Genomic DNA, 17,743 nt, shown 5'->3' with positions numbered 1-17,743 from the left:
TACTCGGTTGCCAATAAATTCCGCTTTTTGGCTCAGTTTTTTGGTTTGGCTTGTTGATTCGCTTTCTGATTGGTTTGTTGAGCAAGAACATGCTCCACTTTGGCTACCACTTCGCACCCTTTGGCAAAGGAGTCGGGGTTGAGCGATATCGAATCAATCCCGCAAGTTACAAGAAATTCGGCGAACTCGGGGTGATCGGAAGGGGCTTGACCACAAATCCCCACTTTTCTCCTTTTACTGTGTGCGACCTGAATGACCTGCTCAATTAAACTTTTCACCGCGTCATCTCGCGCATCAAACATCGGTTTCAGTTCTGCGGAGTCGCGGTCAATCCCTAACACTAACTGGGTTAAGTCGTTGCTGCCGATTGAGAACCCGTCAAACCGTTCGGCAAAACGATCCGCGAGAATGACATTGGAAGGGATTTCACACATCACATAGACCTCTAGACCATTGTCACCCCGTTTGAGTCCGGCTGCTGCCATCACCTCAAGCACTTTGTCGGCTTCATTGACCGTGCGGCAAAACGGGATCATGACGATGATGTTATCAAACCCCATTTCTTCTCTGGCTTTCAGTATCGCCTTACATTCGAGCTGAAACGCTTCTTGATAGCGAGGGTGGTAGTAGCGGGATGCGCCTCTTAGCCCAAGCATGGGGTTTTCTTCATTGAGTTCAAAAAACTGACCGCCGAGCAAGCCACGGTACTCATTGGACTTAAAATCAGACATGCGGACAATCACAGGTTTGGGGTACTGACTTGCGGCAATTTTCCCGACGCCTCGCGCGAGATTATCAACGAAAAAATCAGGCAGAGTAGCCACCCCTGAGCATCGCTGCTGAATCGCTTGAGCCACATCGGTATCAGTGACTTTCTCCGGGTAGAGAAGCGCCATAGGGTGCAGGCCAATTTGACTGGAGATGATGAACTCAATCCGAGTTAAACCCACACCCGCGTTAGGCAGTTGCCACCAGTGGAAAATGCCATCAGGCATGGCGGCATTGATCATGATGTGAGTCTTAGTCTCTGGCAACGACGTGAGATCGATCTCTTGCGTAGTGTAGTTAACCACACCGTCGTACACTTGCCCCGTGGTTCCTTTGGCGCAGCTTAAGGTGACGGTTTGGCCAGAAGTGAGGGTCTGTGTGGCGTGTTCAGTACCAACAATCGCCGGGACTTTGAGCTCTCGGCTCACAATGGCCGCGTGGCTGGTTGGCCCGCCAGAGTCAGTGATGATGCCCGCTGCTTTTCGCATCAAGGGCACCCAATCGGGGTCGGTGCGTTCAGTCACGAGGATCGCCCCTTCGGGGAACTCGGCAATATCATCCGGTGACATGATGGTATACGTTTGGCCGACCGCGATGGAGCTACCGACGCTCGCTCCTTCGAGCAAAATAGGGTTCGAGGTTTTCTCTAACTGGTAGTTCACCAGCACCGCACTGTTTTTACGGCTTTCAACGGTTTCGGGCCTTGCTTGCACAAGGTACAGCTTGTGGCTGTGGCTATCTTTGGCCCACTCCATGTCCATAGCGCAACCGTAATGACGTTCAATCGTCATCGCCCATTGGCTAAGTTGCAGTATCTCTTCATCATTGATCACCAACTGATTACGCTCGGCTTCAGTGGTTGGCAGCGTAATCGTCGGAGCTTCACCATCTGCGCTGTTGAACAGCATTTTTTCTAATTTGTTGCCCAGCTGCTTTTCGATAATCGGCGTTTTTCCGCGCTCTAGTAGTGGCTTGTAAACCATAAATCGATCGGGTGTCACTGAGCCTTTCACAATGGTTTCACCCAGCCCCCAACTGCCGTTGATGATCACGACATCGGGAAAGCCGCTCTCGGTATCTAGGCTAAACATCACCCCCGAGCATTCTGATTCAATCATCTGCTGTATTCCGATAGACAGCGCGACTTGCTGGTGCTCAAACCCTTGTTCTTGGCGGTAAACAATAGCGCGATCGGTATACAGCGAGGCGAAGCACTGCTTACACGCCTCTAGCAAATCAGCATCGCCGCGAATATTGAGGTAGCTCTCTTGTTGACCCGCGAAACTGGCGCCGGGTAGATCTTCTGCAGTGGCTGAGCTGCGCACTGCGACAGAAGCCAACGGGACGCCGATGCGCTCACTCAGCTCATGGTACGCGTCAAGAATCAGTGTTTCTTGGGCAGGGGTGAAATGACTATTTTGGATTAACGTTCGGATCTCTTTGGCGGCTTCCGCTAGGCTGAGAACGCCCTTATCCATCGCACTGAGAATTGAGGCGATCGGCACATCCAACTCGTTTTGATGTAGGAAGTCTCGATACAGTTGCGCGCTGGTTGCAAAGCCCTCTGGCACACGGATACCAGATTGGCTAAGTTGACTGATCATTTCCCCTAAGTTGGCGTTCTTACCGCCGACCAAGGCAATATCACTCGCGTGGAGATAGTGAAAGCGATAAATCAACGGTTGCGTAGTCTCTGCCTGCATGGTGTTAATCCTTATTTGGGTGATGTCGTTTAAGCCACCGCGTTACTCTTATGGTTTTGGTTCGTCTGGTACGTGAGTGAATAACATTCGTGAATGAGCACGGCGTTTATTTGCCATGTTGCTGCAAATACTCGTGCAACTGGTTGTAGCTACGAACTTTGGCGTAATCACTCTCGGGGATATTGACCCCAGTGCTTTTCTTGAGCGAGGCCAACAGATTGAGAAAGTCCATCGAGTCGAGATCGCACTCTTCCCGCAAGTCTTCATTGAGGTCGATGTCACTGACTTCGATTTCGGGTGCGATGTGGGCCAAAGCCTCAGCGATAACCGTTGAGATATCGTCGTTGTTCATAGTGCCTCCGGATGTTGCAGTTGTTTGGCGAGCGCATGTAGAAAGCGTGCGCCGTTGATGCCATCACTCACTCGATGGTCAGCGGCGAGCGTTACGGTCAAGACATCGCCGATTTCAACCGTTTCGCCTTGTACGATGGGGGCTTTACGCGCTTGACCCAAACCGATGATGGCCACTTGAGGCGGGTAAATTACGCCAGTGATCATGTCCGCTCCGCGCTCGCCAATGCTGGTGACGGTAATGGTGCCTTGGCTGATTTCCGAGCTGCGAAGCCGCCCATGCCTAGCTCGTTCGGTTAAGTCGCGTAAGGCGTCCATGGTTTGCGCCAAGGAGAGGCTGTCTGCATTGAGAATCGCGGGGGTCACAAGCCCACCTTCACGAAGGCTAATGGTGTTGGCAATGTTCACTTGCGCTGAAGGGGTGAAATGCCCTTCATCATAAAAACCATTCAGTTGCGGAAAGCGAGTCAGTTGACGGGCGATGGCACTGAGTATTAACGCGGGTAGGAGGATGCGTTGCTCTGGTTCGCGATTCTGATTCTGCTCAGTCAGCCAATGCTGCGCTTTGGTTAGATTGATGTCTAACGCAAGGTAGTAGTGAGGGATTTCCCGTTTTGAGCGCGTCATGGCATCACTGATCGCTTGGCGCATCGGCGAAGGGGGCGCGATAGGCGGTGTAGACGTAGGGCTGGTATTTTCTCGGCTTGGACTCTCTACGACTTTCTCGATGCTTCCCTCTGTCAGCGTGGCGAGATCCCGCAAAATCACCGCACCTTGTGGCCCGCTGCCGCTCAAGGCAGACAAGTCTAGCGCTAATTGATGTGCTTGGTGGCGCGCAGCAGGGGAGGCTAGCGGCCTATGCGTCTGATTTGCGTTTGTTGCATCGCGTTGTGTTTTAGGCGCGATGTACGGAGGCAAAGGTGTATCACTCGGCTGAGATGCCTGAATCACATCCATGTTTTTGGCTGCGGCTTCGGCTTCCTTTTCTTCGGAGGAGGCGTTTTCAGAGACGGCGTCATTGGTTGCGCTATCGCTTTCCATTCTTGCCATCACGCTACCGACAGGGAGTTTGATCTCTGGCTCCACCAACAATTCTAAAATGGTGCCGCTGTGGTAGGACTCCACCTCTATCGCGCCTTTGCTGGTTTCTATCACTGCAATAACGTCGCCTTTTGCCACTTGGTCGCCGGGCTTAACAAGCCACTCAATTAACGTCCCGTCACGCATGTCTGCCCCTAATGCAGGCATGGTGATATCGACCAGTGCTGAATTGTGTCCGGTATTATCCATTGTCTGGCTTCCGTTCGTTTGTTTGCCAATTGGGAAGCACGAGTGTGGCTTTGGCTGCAGCCACAATTTTGTCACACTGAGGAAGAGCGGCTTGTTCTAGATGATGAGGATAGGGAATCGGAACTTCTTGGGTGCAAACGCGTTGAACGGGGGCATCCAACTGCCAAAACGCGTTTTCCATAATAATCGAACTGACTTCGCCCGCGAGGCTGCCCGTGTACCAGCCCTCGTCATTGATAACGGCGCGGTGGGTTTTACTGACGCTCGCAATGATGGTTGGTGTATCCAGCGGTCGGAGAGAGCGAAGGTCTACCACTTCGGCGTCAATGCCTTCGCTGGCCAGTTGCTCAGCGGCTTGCAAGGTTTTGCTAAGGCTGCCGCCGTAGGTGATCAGAGTAACGTCTGTACCTGCGCGGCGCACCAGCGCTTGGTTCATTGGGGCATCGGGCTCTGCGCTTACTGGTCCTTCTTCATTCAGCAGCATGACATGTTCAAAAATGAGCACAGGGTCTGGGTCTATCATCGCTTGAGAGAGCATGTAGCGAGCGTCATTGTGTGTTGCGGGGCTAAGCACTTTTAAGCCCGGAACATGAGCATAGAAATTTTCCCAACTGTGCGAGTGCTGCGCAGCAAGCTGTTTGCCTGCGCCACACGCCATTCGGATCACTATCGGGACGTTAAACTGCCCGCCCGACATGTGCAGTAAGGTCGCGGCGGTATTAATGATTTGATCCATGGCGAGCAAGCTAAAGTTCACCGTCATCACTTCGACAATCGGGCGCAGCCCACCCAGTGCCGCGCCAACCCCAACGCCTACAAAGCCAGACTCGCAGAGTGGAGTGTCTATGATCCTGTCTGCTCCAAATTGGTCAAACAACCCTTTGCTGACCGCGTAGCAGCCGCCATAACGGCCGACGTCTTCACCCATGAGAAAGGCGCGTGGTTCACTGATTAGTACATCGCTAATGCCTGCGCGTAATGCTTCTCGATAGGTAAGGGTAGCAGGAGCTTGGCTTGACGGTATCGGGCTAGCAGGGGGCTGGGTTTTGGGGCTATGAACAAACCGAGTCAGGTGCTCTTCGGGTTCCCACTCGCCATTCTCGGCAAACGCGATGGCGTCGTTGATCTCTTGCGCAATTTTGCTTTCGATGGCGGTCAGTTCGTTATCTTGGAAGTGGTTGTTCTCCTTCAGCCATAAGATCAGCTGTTTTACTGGGCCTTTCTCTTCCCACAGGGCGACCTCACTTTTATCGCGATACAATTGAGTATCAAAACTCGAATGCCCTCGAAAGCGATAGGTTTGGCATTCAATGAAATAAGGCTTTTGATTCTGGCGAATAAAATCGACCGCTTCAGAGGCAGCGGCTTCCACATCCACCACGTTCATGCCATCGACTTGGGCGGCTTCTATGCCGTAGCTTTTGGCTTTTTGAGCGATATTGGTTTCGGATTCGGAAAGCGCGAGTGCTGTGCCCATGGCGTAGCGGTTGTTTTCACACACAAAAAGGACAGGAAGATTCCACAGCGCAGCTAAGTTGAGGCTTTCGTGAAATTCCCCTTCGGCCACAGCGCCTTCGCCAAAAAAGCACACCGCGATGTCGTCTCGGTGCATTTTCTTATTGGCCATGGCGAGCCCTGTGGCGAGGGGTAGCCCTCCGCCGACAATGGCGTTGCCACCGTAAAAGCGTAAGTTTTTATCAAATAGGTGCATCGAGCCGCCGCGCCCGTGGCTGCAACCGTTCGCGCGGCCGTACATTTCTGCCAAGACGCTATCCATACTCAGCCCACGGGCGAGCGCATGCCCATGCTCGCGATACGTGGCAACGACTTGGTCGTCTGGGTTGAGCGCCGACATCACGCCGACGGCTATCGCCTCTTCACCGATATATAGATGAAGAAAACCGCGAATTTTCTCCATGGCGTACAGCTCGGCGCACTTTTCTTCAAAGCGGCGGATACGGAGCATTTTTTCAAGCTGGTCGAGTAGATGTTGGCGGTTGATATGAAGCCTTTTATTCATTGTTCATCGCTCTCCAATGTAGAAATGTCCCCTTCTGGGAGCCCGAGTTCGCGAGCTTTAAGTAAACGGCGCATAATTTTTCCGCTACGTGTTTTAGGCAGGTTGTGACGAAAGACAATCTCTTTAGGAGCGACCGCCGCGCCGAGCCGTTTTCTCGCTAGTCCGAGCAGTTCTTGTTGCAGTTCTTCATCGGCGGTGATGTCAGGTTTCAGCGCGACGAAGGCTTTAACAAGTTGACCCGCTACAGGGTCGGGGATGCCGATAACTCCCGCTTCGGCGACTGCTGGGTGTTCCATCAGCACGCTTTCCACTTCAAAAGGGCCGATTAAGTGTCCAGACGATTTGATTAAGTCGTCTTTACGGCCGACAAACCAGAAGTAGCCGTCTTCATCTCGCATGGCGAGGTCACCGCTGAGATACCATCCGTTGGTAAAGCAGGACTGGTATTTTTCGGCTTGGTTGAGGTAGCCCCTGAACATGGAAGGCCAACCCGTTTTGAGTGCCAGTTCGCCGACTTGCATCGGCTGGGTTTCCATCTGCAATTCACTACTATTGCTGGTGTTTATTATGGCGGCTTCAATACCGGGCAGTGGTTTACCCATGGAGCCGGGCTTGATCGGTTGGCTAGGGAAGTTGGCAATCATGATGCCGCCTGTTTCCGTTTGCCACCAGTTGTCATGAAACGGCATGCCAAATACTTTCTCACCCCATTCCACCGCTTCTGGGTTCAATGGTTCTCCTACACTGGCCATAAAGCGCAAGTTGGGTCTAGCGTACTGTTTGGCTAACGCATCACCCACTTTCATCAACATCCGGATTGCCGTGGGGGCGGTGTACCAAACAGTGATCTGCTGTTCTTGCAAGATCTGATACCAGCGCTCGGCGTCGAACTCTGCTTCATCAATCACCATGGTGACGCCCATGCAGAGTGGGGCAATGATGCCGTAGGTCGTGCCTGTTACCCAACCAGGGTCGGCGGTGCACCAATAGATGTCATCGGGCTTGAGGTCTAACGCGTAAAATGCGGAGTGGATGTGGTGCTGCACCGCTTGATGAACGTGGATCACTCCTTTGGGCTTGCCTGTGGTACCGCTGGTAAAATGCAGCAGGGCCATATCTTCTGCTTGAGTAGTTTCACAGCCTCGGTTTGGATCTGCCTTTTCCATCAGTTCGCTGTAATCGCAGCAGCCGGGCTCGTTGTCAGGATTGCCATCAATAAGCAGCACCGCTTTTAGGTGAGGTAGCTCTTGCCACCAGCTTTTGAGCTTTTTTCGGTACAAGCTGCGCGTGGTGACAATCAGGTTGGCGTTACCGATTTCCATGCGAGAGCGGATGGGCTCTGGCCCAAAGGCTGAAAACAACGGGGTAAAAACGCATCCGGCTTTGAGTGTGCCGAGCGCGGCAATATAAAGCTCAGGTCTACGGCCTGCCAGCGTGAAGACTCGGCTGCCTTTGGCTAAACCGAGCTGATCCAGCAAATCAGCAAAACGGTTGGTGTGCTGACAAAGTGCTTGATAGCTGAAATCGACGATGTGGTTCTCTTTGCTGATCCAACGCAGCGCCAATTTGTTTTGCGTGGGCTGTCCAAGATGGCTATCCAGTGCTTCATAACCAATATTCAATCCCCCTTTGGGTAGCCCTTTTACCTCTGGCGCTGGGGCGGGTGCATCAATTTGAAAGTTAGCCTTGTCTGCTAAATCTTGGTGAAAGATAGTTTTAACCATATTGGATGTCCTGCACAAAAAGAGTCTTGCCCAGAGAGAAATAGACGTAACAAAAGTATGGTTTATTGAGGGGGCTTTTCCAGCGTGAGTTTAAGATTTTGCTAATGTTCTATTTTTATGACGCTAAAACAGCCGAGAGCACCGAGGGACGAGTGCTCAATTTTAGTTGCGGGTCTCAAGCTAGGCTATTTTCCTGGTGTGGTCTGAGGCGGAACATTGTCCATGCTTTCTGGCTGAAAACCGTTTTGCTCCTGTTGCGTCTTTTTATGCATAGCATCGATCAGTTGGCGGTCCAATTCGGCGAAATACAGGTCTTCTTCCGCTTTACCTTTTAAGCGCAGCTTTTCTGTGAAATCCATTGTCACATGCCTCCATGACGGTGCCTTACTCCAAGTATAGAAGAGCATTCGTATCGCGTAGTGTGGGTAACGGTGTGTGGATAACGTTGTGAGGATAACGTAGCTGCTTACCTTACCGCTTCATGGCCCAAATCGGGCTCGCCGCAATGCTGTAAGATGTGCCTTCGCGCTTTGTCTCTGAGTGCAATGGCGGCGTTCCAGTTGTTTCCATCAGGGTAGAGCGGCTCACCAATTTTGATACTGATATCGCCACGGCGCGGAAACAGAGAATTGCCTCGGAGCTTAGAGCGAGTACCGCAGATCGTCACGGGAATGACAGGTACACCAGAATTGACCGCGGCAATGAAAGCGCCCATGTGGAATGGATGCAGCCCCGCCATTCGGTACAAGGTGCCCTCTGGAAACACGACAAGTGGCCGACAATCTTTCACGTTGTCATAGAGTTTTCGCGCATCCCCAACACTTTTCTCAGCATCAAAACGTTCGACAAACTCAGTGCCGAGTTTGGTTAAAAAAATTCGTGCAAACGGGTTACGCGTCAGCTCATTTTTGGCCACAAAACGACACTTTAAATCGCTTGCTGAAATCAGTACCAATCCATCCAAATAGCTGCAGTGGTTAGCGACTAAAATGCAGGGGTTGCTCTTGGCTTGCAGATGCTCTTGTCCTTCAATCTTGCAGTGTGTGCCCGTCATTCGCATTAAAACTCGCGCGCCCAGCCTCGCCGTCTTCCAGCACCAATCTTGGCTAGGTATGACAGCAACAAGGCTCCAAACCACAGGAACGAGCAAGCCAAAAATGAGCCAAGCGTATGCGGCGTAGCCGATATCCAGCAGGGTGCGAGTGTATTTTCGTAGTTGTGGCACTATGCCAGCGGTCGCTAAATGAATGGCTTGCAGCCAGAATGCTCGCGTCTGTTTGCTTAGAGCGCCTTGTTCATACAGCTCTTTGCAGGCGCTACGGCGAATTTTTCCGCTGGAAGTTTTAGGGATGGTGTGAGGGGGAGCAATGACCACGTCGTCAGCGGGGCTACCGAGCAGGCTCCATGACAGGTTGTTTACCTCTTTCTTGAACTGCTTTGTTTTTTCTTCATCGCTCTCGCGGCTTTCAGCCAGTACGACTAACTTTTCAGTGCCAGAACGTCGGTCATGACAGCCAAAGGCGGCGACACAGCCTTTGCGTATCCCTTCTACGTTGCCTACCGCTTGCTCTAGTTCGTGAGGGTAAATGTTTCTCCCCGCTTTGATAATGATGTCTTTGCTGCGCCCGGTTAGAAATAGCTCGCCACCAATCGTAAACGCACGGTCGCCGGTGACTAGCCAGTCGTGGTGATACAGCGCTTTGGTTTTGTCTGGGTTGCGATAATAGCCTTGCGTGGCTGACGGGCCTTTAAATTCGAGCGCGCCTTCTTCTCCTTCCGGTAGCTCTTTACCTAGCTCATCGACAATGCGGATCTGATGACCTGGGAGTGGTTGGCCTAACCCCACCAAGGGGATAGAGCCAGAGTCTTGGTTTCGAGCGGGAATTGCATGGCCAAAATGCGTTAGTGCTTCTCTTTGGAAATATTCGATACGAGGCTTTCTGGTGTTTGCCGGAAATGTTAGCCCGACAGAAGATTCGGCCAAGCCATAAACCGGAGACATGGTTTCGGGCTTAAAGCCGTATTTGGCGTATTTTTCAGTAAAGTTCGCGATAGATTGCGGACTGACGGGCTCTGCACCATTCCAAGACAGTCGCCAACTACTGAGGTCGAGTCCTTCTAGATCGCTTTCTTTGACCCGAGAGACACAAATCTCATACGCAAAATTCGGTGCGGGGGAGAGTGTGCCACGGTAACGGTGAATCGCCCACAGCCAACGCTCTGGCTTGGTCAGGAAAAGCAAAGGAGACATGATCACCAAAGGGATCGCGTGGTACAAGCTGCCAAGCCATGCCCCAATCAGCCCCATATCGTGATAAACGGGCAGCCAGCTGACAAAAACATCATCCGAGTTAGCGCCGACCACCTTGCCCATTGCTCTAATGTTCGCTAATAAGTTCGAGTGCGTAAGGGTGACGCCTTTAGGTACTCCAGTGCTGCCGGAGGTGTATTGAAGAAAGGCCGTGTCACTGCTTTTTGCTGCGCCAGTCTCTGGCAGGTTTGCTGAACTTGCTAGCTCAGTTGCTGTGACAACCGCATCAATGGATGGAACCTGCAATTTTAACAAGTGCGCAACTGCTTTGGCTTCAGGCACAGTGATCAGTAGCTTCGCTTGTGCATTGTTTAAGATACTGGCGTGGCGTTTTAAATGGTCCTCGATTTGCTGGATTCTGGCTGGTGGATAGATAGGCACAGGTATCGCTCTGGCATACAGGATTCCGAAAAAACTGTAAAAGTAATCATTGCTGGTTGGCAGCATAATCGCGACACACTCTCCCGCTTCGACGCCTGCTTCCATCAACCCCGCCGCAATCTCAAGCGCTTTGTCCCTCAGCTTTTTGTAGCTGATTTCTTCGACTTGATCTGCGTTTTGATAAACATAGAGGTGAGGCCGATCAGGGTGATGCGTCACATGCCAGTCGAGCAACTGCTGTAATGTCGTCACGTCCGTCGGCTGATTTTCAACGTTGTCTAAATGGATGGGCTGGGCCTGTGTTTCGAGTAAAGCCGCCTGGTTTGCAGGGGAGGATTGCATTATCGCCGCGACGATATTTTCAGGAGTTTCAATATTGGCCAGTGCGTGTTCTGGCAGCGAAACGCGAAAGTGACTTTCAATGCGGGTTAACAGCTCAGCTCTGGTCAGGCTATCAAAGCCAAGGTCACTATCAAGGTTGCTCTTCAAGCTCAGCGATATTGATGAGAACGCGTTGGGATCTAACTCAAGCGCCAAATCACGCACAATTTGTATCACTGATAGCGCAATCTTCTCTGAATCTTGATGGGTACGGTTGTCGTCAGACATGCAAAGCTCCTAGAGCTAGAAGAGTGATCACTCGTTTTGCTTTTCATAAATAGCCGGCTGCTTAAAGCTTAGCTTATTGATGATTTAAATATTAAGTGGTGAGGGGCGGACGCTCAGGAGTTAAGAGATTGAGAAACGCAGCTGCAATGCAAAATATAAGATAAAAAAGTGCTGCATTGATTTCGCCGATTAATGCTGATACTTTGCTCGAATGACATTTTATCCGAATACTTTCTTAATCTTATTCTGGTGGCGCTCTTATTAGAGCGGCGCGGAATTCTTACATTCTTAAGCTGCTGGAAGGTAGCTAAGAGTGTGTTCTCAATTTATCTCCAGTAGCGATCTATTTACTTTGGAGATAATCATATGAACGACCAACCATTCACTAATCAAGCCACTAATCAAGCAACCAAGCAATCCACCAAAACAGCCGAAATCATTCTTACCGGTGACAGAGCGACGGGCCCATTGCATTTAGGCCATTATGTCGGCTCTTTGAAGCAGCGCGTTGATCTACAAAACCATCATCAACAGACGATCCTTGTCGCGGATATGCAAGGTTTGACCGACAATGCCCACAACCCGACCAAAGTGTCATCAAACATTCTTAATGTCGTTGCGGACTATCTGGCGGTAGGCATCAATCCTGCGAAAACGACCATTTGTCTGCAATCGCAATTGCCCGCTTTAGCGGAGTTGACCATGTACTACAGCAACCTCGTGACCATCGCGCGTTTAGAACGAAACCCTACTGTGAAAAGTGAAATTCAAAGCAAAGGTTTCGAGCGTTCTATACCGGCAGGGTTCTTAACCTATCCGATCTCTCAAGCTGCAGACATCACAGGGTTTCATGCCACCCTTGTTCCTGTGGGCGACGACCAATTACCGATGCTTGAACAAACCAATGAAATTGTGCGTAAACTTAATTCTTTGGCGGGGAAAAAGATATTAAAAGAATGCAGACCGCTGCTGAGTAACGCATCGCGATTACCAAGTACCGACGGCAAAAACAAAATGTCCAAGACGATGGGAAACACCATCAACCTCGGTGCTTCTGAAAAAGAAATCAGAGAGGCGGTGAAGTCGATGTACACCGATCCTAACCACCTGAGAATTGAAGATCCAGGCAGCGTCGATGGCAATGTTGTGTTTACTTATCTGGATGCCTTTCACCCTGAGGCGGCCTACGTCGAGGAACTGAAAGCGCATTATCAGCGCGGCGGTCTTGGCGATGGCACGACCAAGAAGATACTGGAAGAATGTTTACAAGAAATGCTCAGACCAATTCGACAGAAGAGAACGGAGTTCTTGTCGGACAAAGCTCAGCTAATTGAGATATTGTCTAAAGGGAGTGAGATCTCTCGAGAAAAAACACAACAAGTGCTTGTGGATGTGAAAGAGGTATTTGGTCTGAACATTCTTTAAATTCTGAGTTTGGTTTCTTCTATTGCTGTGTGCGAATGAAGAAACCAAAGCAATAATGCGTCATAAAGCGGGCATGTTGTGCTTGAATAATGATTGTTAAGTATTCGCATTGCAGTAAGTGGTTGTGGAAAAGGCGATTGAGGTTGATATGAGTAATATGGAAAGTTTTGCGCAGGCTAGCGCTTCACAAAGAATGAATGTTCTGGATCGCTACCTCACGGTATGGATTCTTTTAGCGATGTCGGTCGGGGTCGGTATCGGTGTGTTGTTTCCACAAGTGGCACAGTGGAATGAAAGCATGTCTGTGGGTTCAACCAACATACCGTTAGCGATTGGCTTGATCCTGATGATGTATCCGCCATTGGCCAAGGTCAATTACAGCCTACTTGGAGAAGTGACGCGAGATAAAAGAGCCATCACGCTGTCGCTTGTCATGAACTGGATCGTCGGCCCCGTACTCATGTTCCTGTTAGCAATCACGTTTTTGCGCGAACAACCTGGCTACATGGTGGGGTTGATATTGATTGGTCTGGCTCGTTGTATCGCCATGGTGCTGGTTTGGAACGATATTAGCGGCGGAAATAAAGAATACGGCGCTACTTTGGTTGCGTTAAACAGTGCGTTCCAAATTGTGACGTATAGTTTTATGGCTTGGCTATTTATTACGGTTCTTCCGCCTTATTTCGGCTTGGACAGCTTCGTTGTCGATATCACCATTTTAGATATCGCGAAAAGTGTGCTGATTTATCTTGGATTGCCATTTTTGGCAGGGTTCTTAAGCCGTAAGTGGTTGGTGTCAGCGAAAGGTGAGCAGTGGTACAACGAAGTCTTTATCCCGCGCATTTCTCCTATCACACTAATAGCGTTACTCGCGACAATCGTTTTGATGTTTAGCCTCAAAGGCGAAATGATCATTGAGTTGCCCATGGACGTACTTCGAGTCGCGATCCCTCTTGTGATCTATTTTATGGTGATGTTTTTTGCCAGTTTCTACATCGGTAAGCGAATGGGGTTGCCGTATGATCAGAATGCCTCAATTGCGTTTACATCGTCGGGCAATAATTTCGAGCTCGCGATTGCGGTCTCCATCGCGGTATTTGGCTTAAATTCCGATCAGGCCTTTGCGGGTGTGATAGGCCCACTGGTGGAAGTTCCGGTGTTGATCGCTTTGGTCAATGTCGCGCTCAGAATGAAACGTAAATACTATGAAGTGTAATTACTGTACACAGTAGTGACGTTTCATTCATTAATAAAAAGCTCGAGAATGCTTAGAAACATGAAGGAAGGACTACTCGCTCCAACAGAAGCGAGTAGGGGAGCAAAGAATATGAAAAGGAATTACAAGCTGTGCGGATCGCCCAAAGCCAACGCCACTTTCGAAGCTGGTCGTTTACCTAAGGCTCGGCAAATTTGCCAACCCGCTTCATTGATGATGTTGAGATCAACCCCCGTTTCAATACCAAGCTGTTCACACAGGTAAAGCACATCTTCCGTTGCAACATTGCCACTGGCACCTTTCGCGTAAGGGCAGCCGCCTAGACCCGCTACCGCACTATCAATGGTGTTGATGCCCATTAACAAGGCTTGGTAAATATTGGCCAACGCTTGTCCATAAGTGTCATGAAAATGTACCGCTAGCGCGTCTTTTGGCAGTTGCGTTAACAGCGAATCCAGCATGGCGATAACGCGATTAGGCGTTGCTTTTCCGACAGTGTCGCCGAGCGAAATCTCGTAACATCCCATATCAAACAACGTATTGGCGACCTTGGTAGTTTGTTCTGGCTTGATTTCACCCTCGTAGGGGCAAACCATGGTGCAAGACAAATATCCGCGCACAGGTATGTTGTGCTGGTTCGCCAATTCGATAACGGGCTCAAAGCGAGAGAGGCTTTCGGCAATGCTGCAGTTGATATTCTTTTGGCTAAACGCTTCAGAAGCGGAGCCAAATACCGCAATTTGCTTTACGCCACTTTCCAGTGCACGTTCTAACCCTGCGAGATTTGGTGTGAGCGCGCTATAAACCACGTCAGGCTTTTGCGTGATACCAGCAAACACCTGATCGGAATCGGCCATTTGAGGTACCCATTTCGGCGAGACAAAAGAGCCTGCTTCAATGTGTTTTAAGCCACTGGTGCTTAGTTGGTTAATCAAACGGATTTTATCGACCAGCGTTACTGCCGTTTCGTTTTGCAGGCCATCGCGTGCGCCGACTTCGACGATATTAACCTTCGCTGGTAGCATATTCGCGCTCCTTATCTTCACAGACATTATCGGGTGCAGAAATTAAATGCAGCAGAATTGAACCGTGCTGTACTTGGTCTCCATGTTGATAAAATACTTCATCAACGGTCGCTGCTACCGGAGCCGTGATGGTGTATTCCATCTTCATCGCTTCGAGCACTAACAATGGATCGCCAGCCGCTACTTCATCACCCTTATTCACCATGACCGCCGAGATCACGCCGTTGAGTGGTGCGGTTGGACTAAGTTCGTCGTCTTTGCCTTTTGGTGATTCAAAACTTGGTTGATGAGCGAACGTACGTTGCTGACCAAGATAAAACACGGTTGTCTTTTGTTCGTCGTTGAGCGCGTTAAAGGTGTAACGCACATTATCGATATCAACGATAAACGGGTTGTCATTTTCAAGCAGTGTCACCTGATGTCGTTCTTCGCCACATTCGATAGTGAAGGGCTCAGGATGTTGAGTGCATGATTGCTGAGACGAATTCTCTTGAGACGAATGATGCAAACGTACTTGATGATTGGCATTGTCATCCGTGAAGTTAAATCGATAAACGTTGTCAACTGACAGCCTAAAACCTCGTTTGGTTGGCGAGGGTAACGTTGAGCTGTCTGATTTTGAAATGAGAGCATTCCAGCGAGCAACCGCCGCCAACGTTAGCCAGATAGAATCCGACACGTTTTGCTGAGCGCTAATGTCTTGCTGATGTTTAACTAGGAAACCTGTATCGAGCTCAATGTCGGCAAAGGCTGGCTGCGAAACAATGCTATGCAGATAACCGATGTTTGTCGTTACTCCACGCACGTGATATTGAGTTAACGCCTGTTTAAGCTGCTTCAGCGCGATATCACGTGTTTGCCCCCAGACGATCAGTTTGCTGATCATCGGATCGTAGTACTCGCTAATGGTATCGTCTTGGGTCACACCACTATCAACGCGCAAAAATGCTAGTCGAACATTGCTGTCCGAAATGGGTTCTTGTAAATAATCAATGCGTCCAGTCGACGGCATAAAGTCGTTGTCGGCATCTTCGGCGTAAATTCGCAGCTCGATTGAGTGTCCGTTATGGGTGATTTCGGATTGCGAGATAGGTAAACACTCGCCAGCTGCGACTTTGAATTGCCATTCAACCAAATCAACGCCAGTGATCAATTCAGTGACAGGGTGTTCAACTTGCAGACGGGTATTCATCTCCATGAAGTAGAATTGACCTCGGCTATCGAGCAAGAACTCAACCGTACCAGCGCCTACATAGTCAATCGCTTGAGCGGCCTGAACTGCGGCTTCACCCATTTGTTTTCGCAGTTCATCACTCAGGCCGGGTGCAGGAGCTTCTTCGACCACCTTTTGGTGACGACGTTGAATAGAGCAATCGCGATCAGAAAGATAAACACAGTTGCCATGTTGGTCAGCAAATACCTGAACTTCAACGTGGCGAGGCTGCAATATGCATTTTTCGATAAGAAGCTGCTTGTCGCCAAAGCTTGAAAGCGCTTCACGCTGCGCACCGTCGATGGCCAACGGCATTTCGGCTGCACTGTTGACCACTCGCATGCCTTTACCGCCGCCACCTTGGGTTGCTTTGAGCATCACAGGGTAACCAATCTTTTCCGCTTCCGCCAATAAGTGCTCAACGCTGTTGTCTGTGCCGTGATAGCCCGGAACGAGAGGTACGTTCGCCTCTGACATGATGGCCTTGGCTTGAGACTTCGAGCCCATCGCTTCAATTGCGCTGGTGGAAGGGCCAATAAATACAATGTCATTTTCACTACACGCTTTGGCTAGTTTCGGGTTCTCGGAGAGAAAACCATATCCAGGATGGATTGCATCAGCTTGCCATTTTTTCGCAGCGCCGATAATCGCATCGATATCGAGATACGATTCACTCGCCGGAGCAGGGCCAATGAATTCAGCGAAATCTGCTTGTTTAACATGTAAGCTGCTGCGATCCGCTTCGGAATAGACGGCAACCGTCTCTATAGCCATGCTTTTTGCGGTTTTAATGATTCGGCAGGCAATTTCACCGCGGTTTGCGATCAGTATTCTTTTAAACATGATTCCTCCAATTGGCGGCGCGCTTTTCAAAAAATGCACTCAGTCCTTCTTGTCCTTCACTGGACACGCGGGCGGTTGCAATGGCTTGGCTGGTGTATTCAATTAATGAGTGATCGATAGGTTGGCTATCACAACGTAAGCAGAGTGCTTTTGCTGCCTGCATCGCTTGCGGGCCATTATTAAGCAGGTGCTCAATGGTGCGATTGACGGCTTCACGTGGTTGAGGATCTATTTGATGAAGAATATTGATCGATAGCGCTGTCTCGGCATCGATCAGTTCCGCGGTTAAAAAATAGCGTCGGCTTTGTCGTTGTCCAATTGCTCGGATTACGTAAGGGCCGATGGTCGCGGGCAATAAGCCGAGTTTCACTTCACTCAAACAGAAGCGGCTCTCAGGTGTGCCAATGGCGATATCGCAGCAGCAGATAAGCCCAAGCGCACCACCAAATGCCGCGCCATGCACCATGGCAATGGTTGGTTTGCTAAAGGTATCCAGTTTATGCAGGAGTATCGCTAATTGCTGTGCATCTTGAAGGTTTTCACTCTCGGTTTTGGTGGCCATTGACTGCATCCAGCCAAGGTCTGCACCCGCAGAAAAGTGTTTCCCTTGCGCCGTTAGAACCAGCGCACGTAAAGAATCCTCTCGTTCAAGTTGTTCCAGCGTTTCAATCAGAGAAGCAATCAATTCATCATTAAACGCGTTGTGTTTTTCTGGTCGATTCAGGCTCAACCAGGCAACGCCATTGCTGTCTTTTTCAAGCAGTAGTCCGGTCATGTGACTTCCTTTGTCTGACATTTCAGTCTGATATTCCATTGCTCGCTAACCAGAACTCGGATAAACATCGGTGGATAGCGAGGAGTTAA

The 17,743-nt window shown here is 50.1% G+C and carries 12 protein-coding genes; 2 read left to right on the top strand and 10 right to left on the bottom strand.

The genetic code is table 11. The features are described 5' to 3' along the window. Positions 1-32: 32 nt before the first annotated feature. The 7 genes from ppsA to NP165_RS14515 form a co-directional block, all read right to left on the bottom strand. Positions 33-2,471 carry a phosphoenolpyruvate synthase gene (gene ppsA, locus NP165_RS14545; protein ID WP_257086447.1) on the bottom strand — a complete coding sequence of 813 codons (2,439 nt, stop codon included), beginning with the start codon at positions 2,469-2,471 and terminating at the stop codon, positions 33-35. A 106-nt stretch (positions 2,472-2,577) separates the two neighbouring features. After that, entirely contained in the window at positions 2,578-2,823 is a 246-nt protein-coding gene (locus NP165_RS14540; RefSeq protein ID WP_257086446.1) for an acyl carrier protein, read from the bottom strand. Further along, positions 2,820-4,112, bottom strand: coding sequence for a dihydrolipoamide acetyltransferase family protein (locus tag NP165_RS14535; protein ID WP_257086445.1), 1,293 nt, complete (start codon positions 4,110-4,112; stop codon positions 2,820-2,822). The genes NP165_RS14540 and NP165_RS14535 overlap by 4 nt, the downstream gene beginning before the upstream one ends. Further along, entirely contained in the window at positions 4,105-6,132 is a 2,028-nt protein-coding gene (gene pdhA, locus NP165_RS14530) for a pyruvate dehydrogenase (acetyl-transferring) E1 component subunit alpha (RefSeq protein WP_257086444.1), read from the bottom strand. Before pdhA ends, NP165_RS14535 begins: the two co-directional genes overlap by 8 nt. Further along, positions 6,129-7,856, bottom strand: a complete 1,728-nt coding sequence (acsA, locus tag NP165_RS14525) for an acetate--CoA ligase (protein ID WP_257086443.1) — start codon at positions 7,854-7,856, stop codon at positions 6,129-6,131. Before acsA ends, pdhA begins: the two co-directional genes overlap by 4 nt. Before the next feature lie 185 nt (positions 7,857-8,041). Continuing rightward, positions 8,042-8,215, bottom strand: coding sequence for a hypothetical protein (locus NP165_RS14520; RefSeq protein ID WP_257086442.1), 174 nt, complete (start codon positions 8,213-8,215; stop codon positions 8,042-8,044). A 107-nt stretch (positions 8,216-8,322) separates the two neighbouring features. Continuing rightward, a complete protein-coding gene (locus NP165_RS14515; protein WP_257086441.1) occupies positions 8,323-11,157 on the bottom strand; it encodes an AMP-binding protein in 2,835 nt (944 codons plus the stop codon). A 366-nt stretch (positions 11,158-11,523) separates the two neighbouring features. On the opposite strand from NP165_RS14515, the gene trpS reads away from it, so the two are divergent. After that, positions 11,524-12,582 (top strand): tryptophan--tRNA ligase, encoded by a 1,059-nt coding sequence (gene trpS, locus NP165_RS14510; RefSeq protein ID WP_257086440.1) that lies wholly within the window; start codon positions 11,524-11,526, stop codon positions 12,580-12,582. Between the two features lie 148 nt (positions 12,583-12,730). Beyond that, positions 12,731-13,798 carry an ACR3 family arsenite efflux transporter gene (gene arsB, locus NP165_RS14505; RefSeq protein ID WP_257086439.1) on the top strand — a complete coding sequence of 356 codons (1,068 nt, stop codon included), beginning with the start codon at positions 12,731-12,733 and terminating at the stop codon, positions 13,796-13,798. Positions 13,799-13,920: 122 nt separating this feature from the next. On the opposite strand, the gene NP165_RS14500 is transcribed toward arsB, so the two are convergent. Genes NP165_RS14500 through NP165_RS14490 form a run of 3 tightly spaced genes read right to left on the bottom strand, consistent with a single transcriptional unit; the run spans position 13,921 to position 17,654 of the window. Continuing rightward, positions 13,921-14,823, bottom strand: a complete 903-nt coding sequence (locus NP165_RS14500; protein ID WP_257086438.1) for a hydroxymethylglutaryl-CoA lyase — start codon at positions 14,821-14,823, stop codon at positions 13,921-13,923. After that, complete coding sequence (locus NP165_RS14495; RefSeq protein WP_257086437.1) at positions 14,804-16,879, bottom strand: acetyl/propionyl/methylcrotonyl-CoA carboxylase subunit alpha; 2,076 nt, start codon at positions 16,877-16,879, stop codon at positions 14,804-14,806. The genes NP165_RS14500 and NP165_RS14495 overlap by 20 nt, the downstream gene beginning before the upstream one ends. Continuing rightward, positions 16,872-17,654 carry an enoyl-CoA hydratase-related protein gene (locus NP165_RS14490; RefSeq protein WP_257086436.1) on the bottom strand — a complete coding sequence of 261 codons (783 nt, stop codon included), beginning with the start codon at positions 17,652-17,654 and terminating at the stop codon, positions 16,872-16,874. Before NP165_RS14490 ends, NP165_RS14495 begins: the two co-directional genes overlap by 8 nt. Positions 17,655-17,743: the final 89 nt, after the last annotated feature.

It is taken from the genome of Vibrio japonicus (assembly GCF_024582835.1).
GTDB lineage: Bacteria > Pseudomonadota > Gammaproteobacteria > Enterobacterales > Vibrionaceae > Vibrio > Vibrio japonicus.
This window is presented reverse-complemented; position numbering and strand designations above follow the sequence as displayed.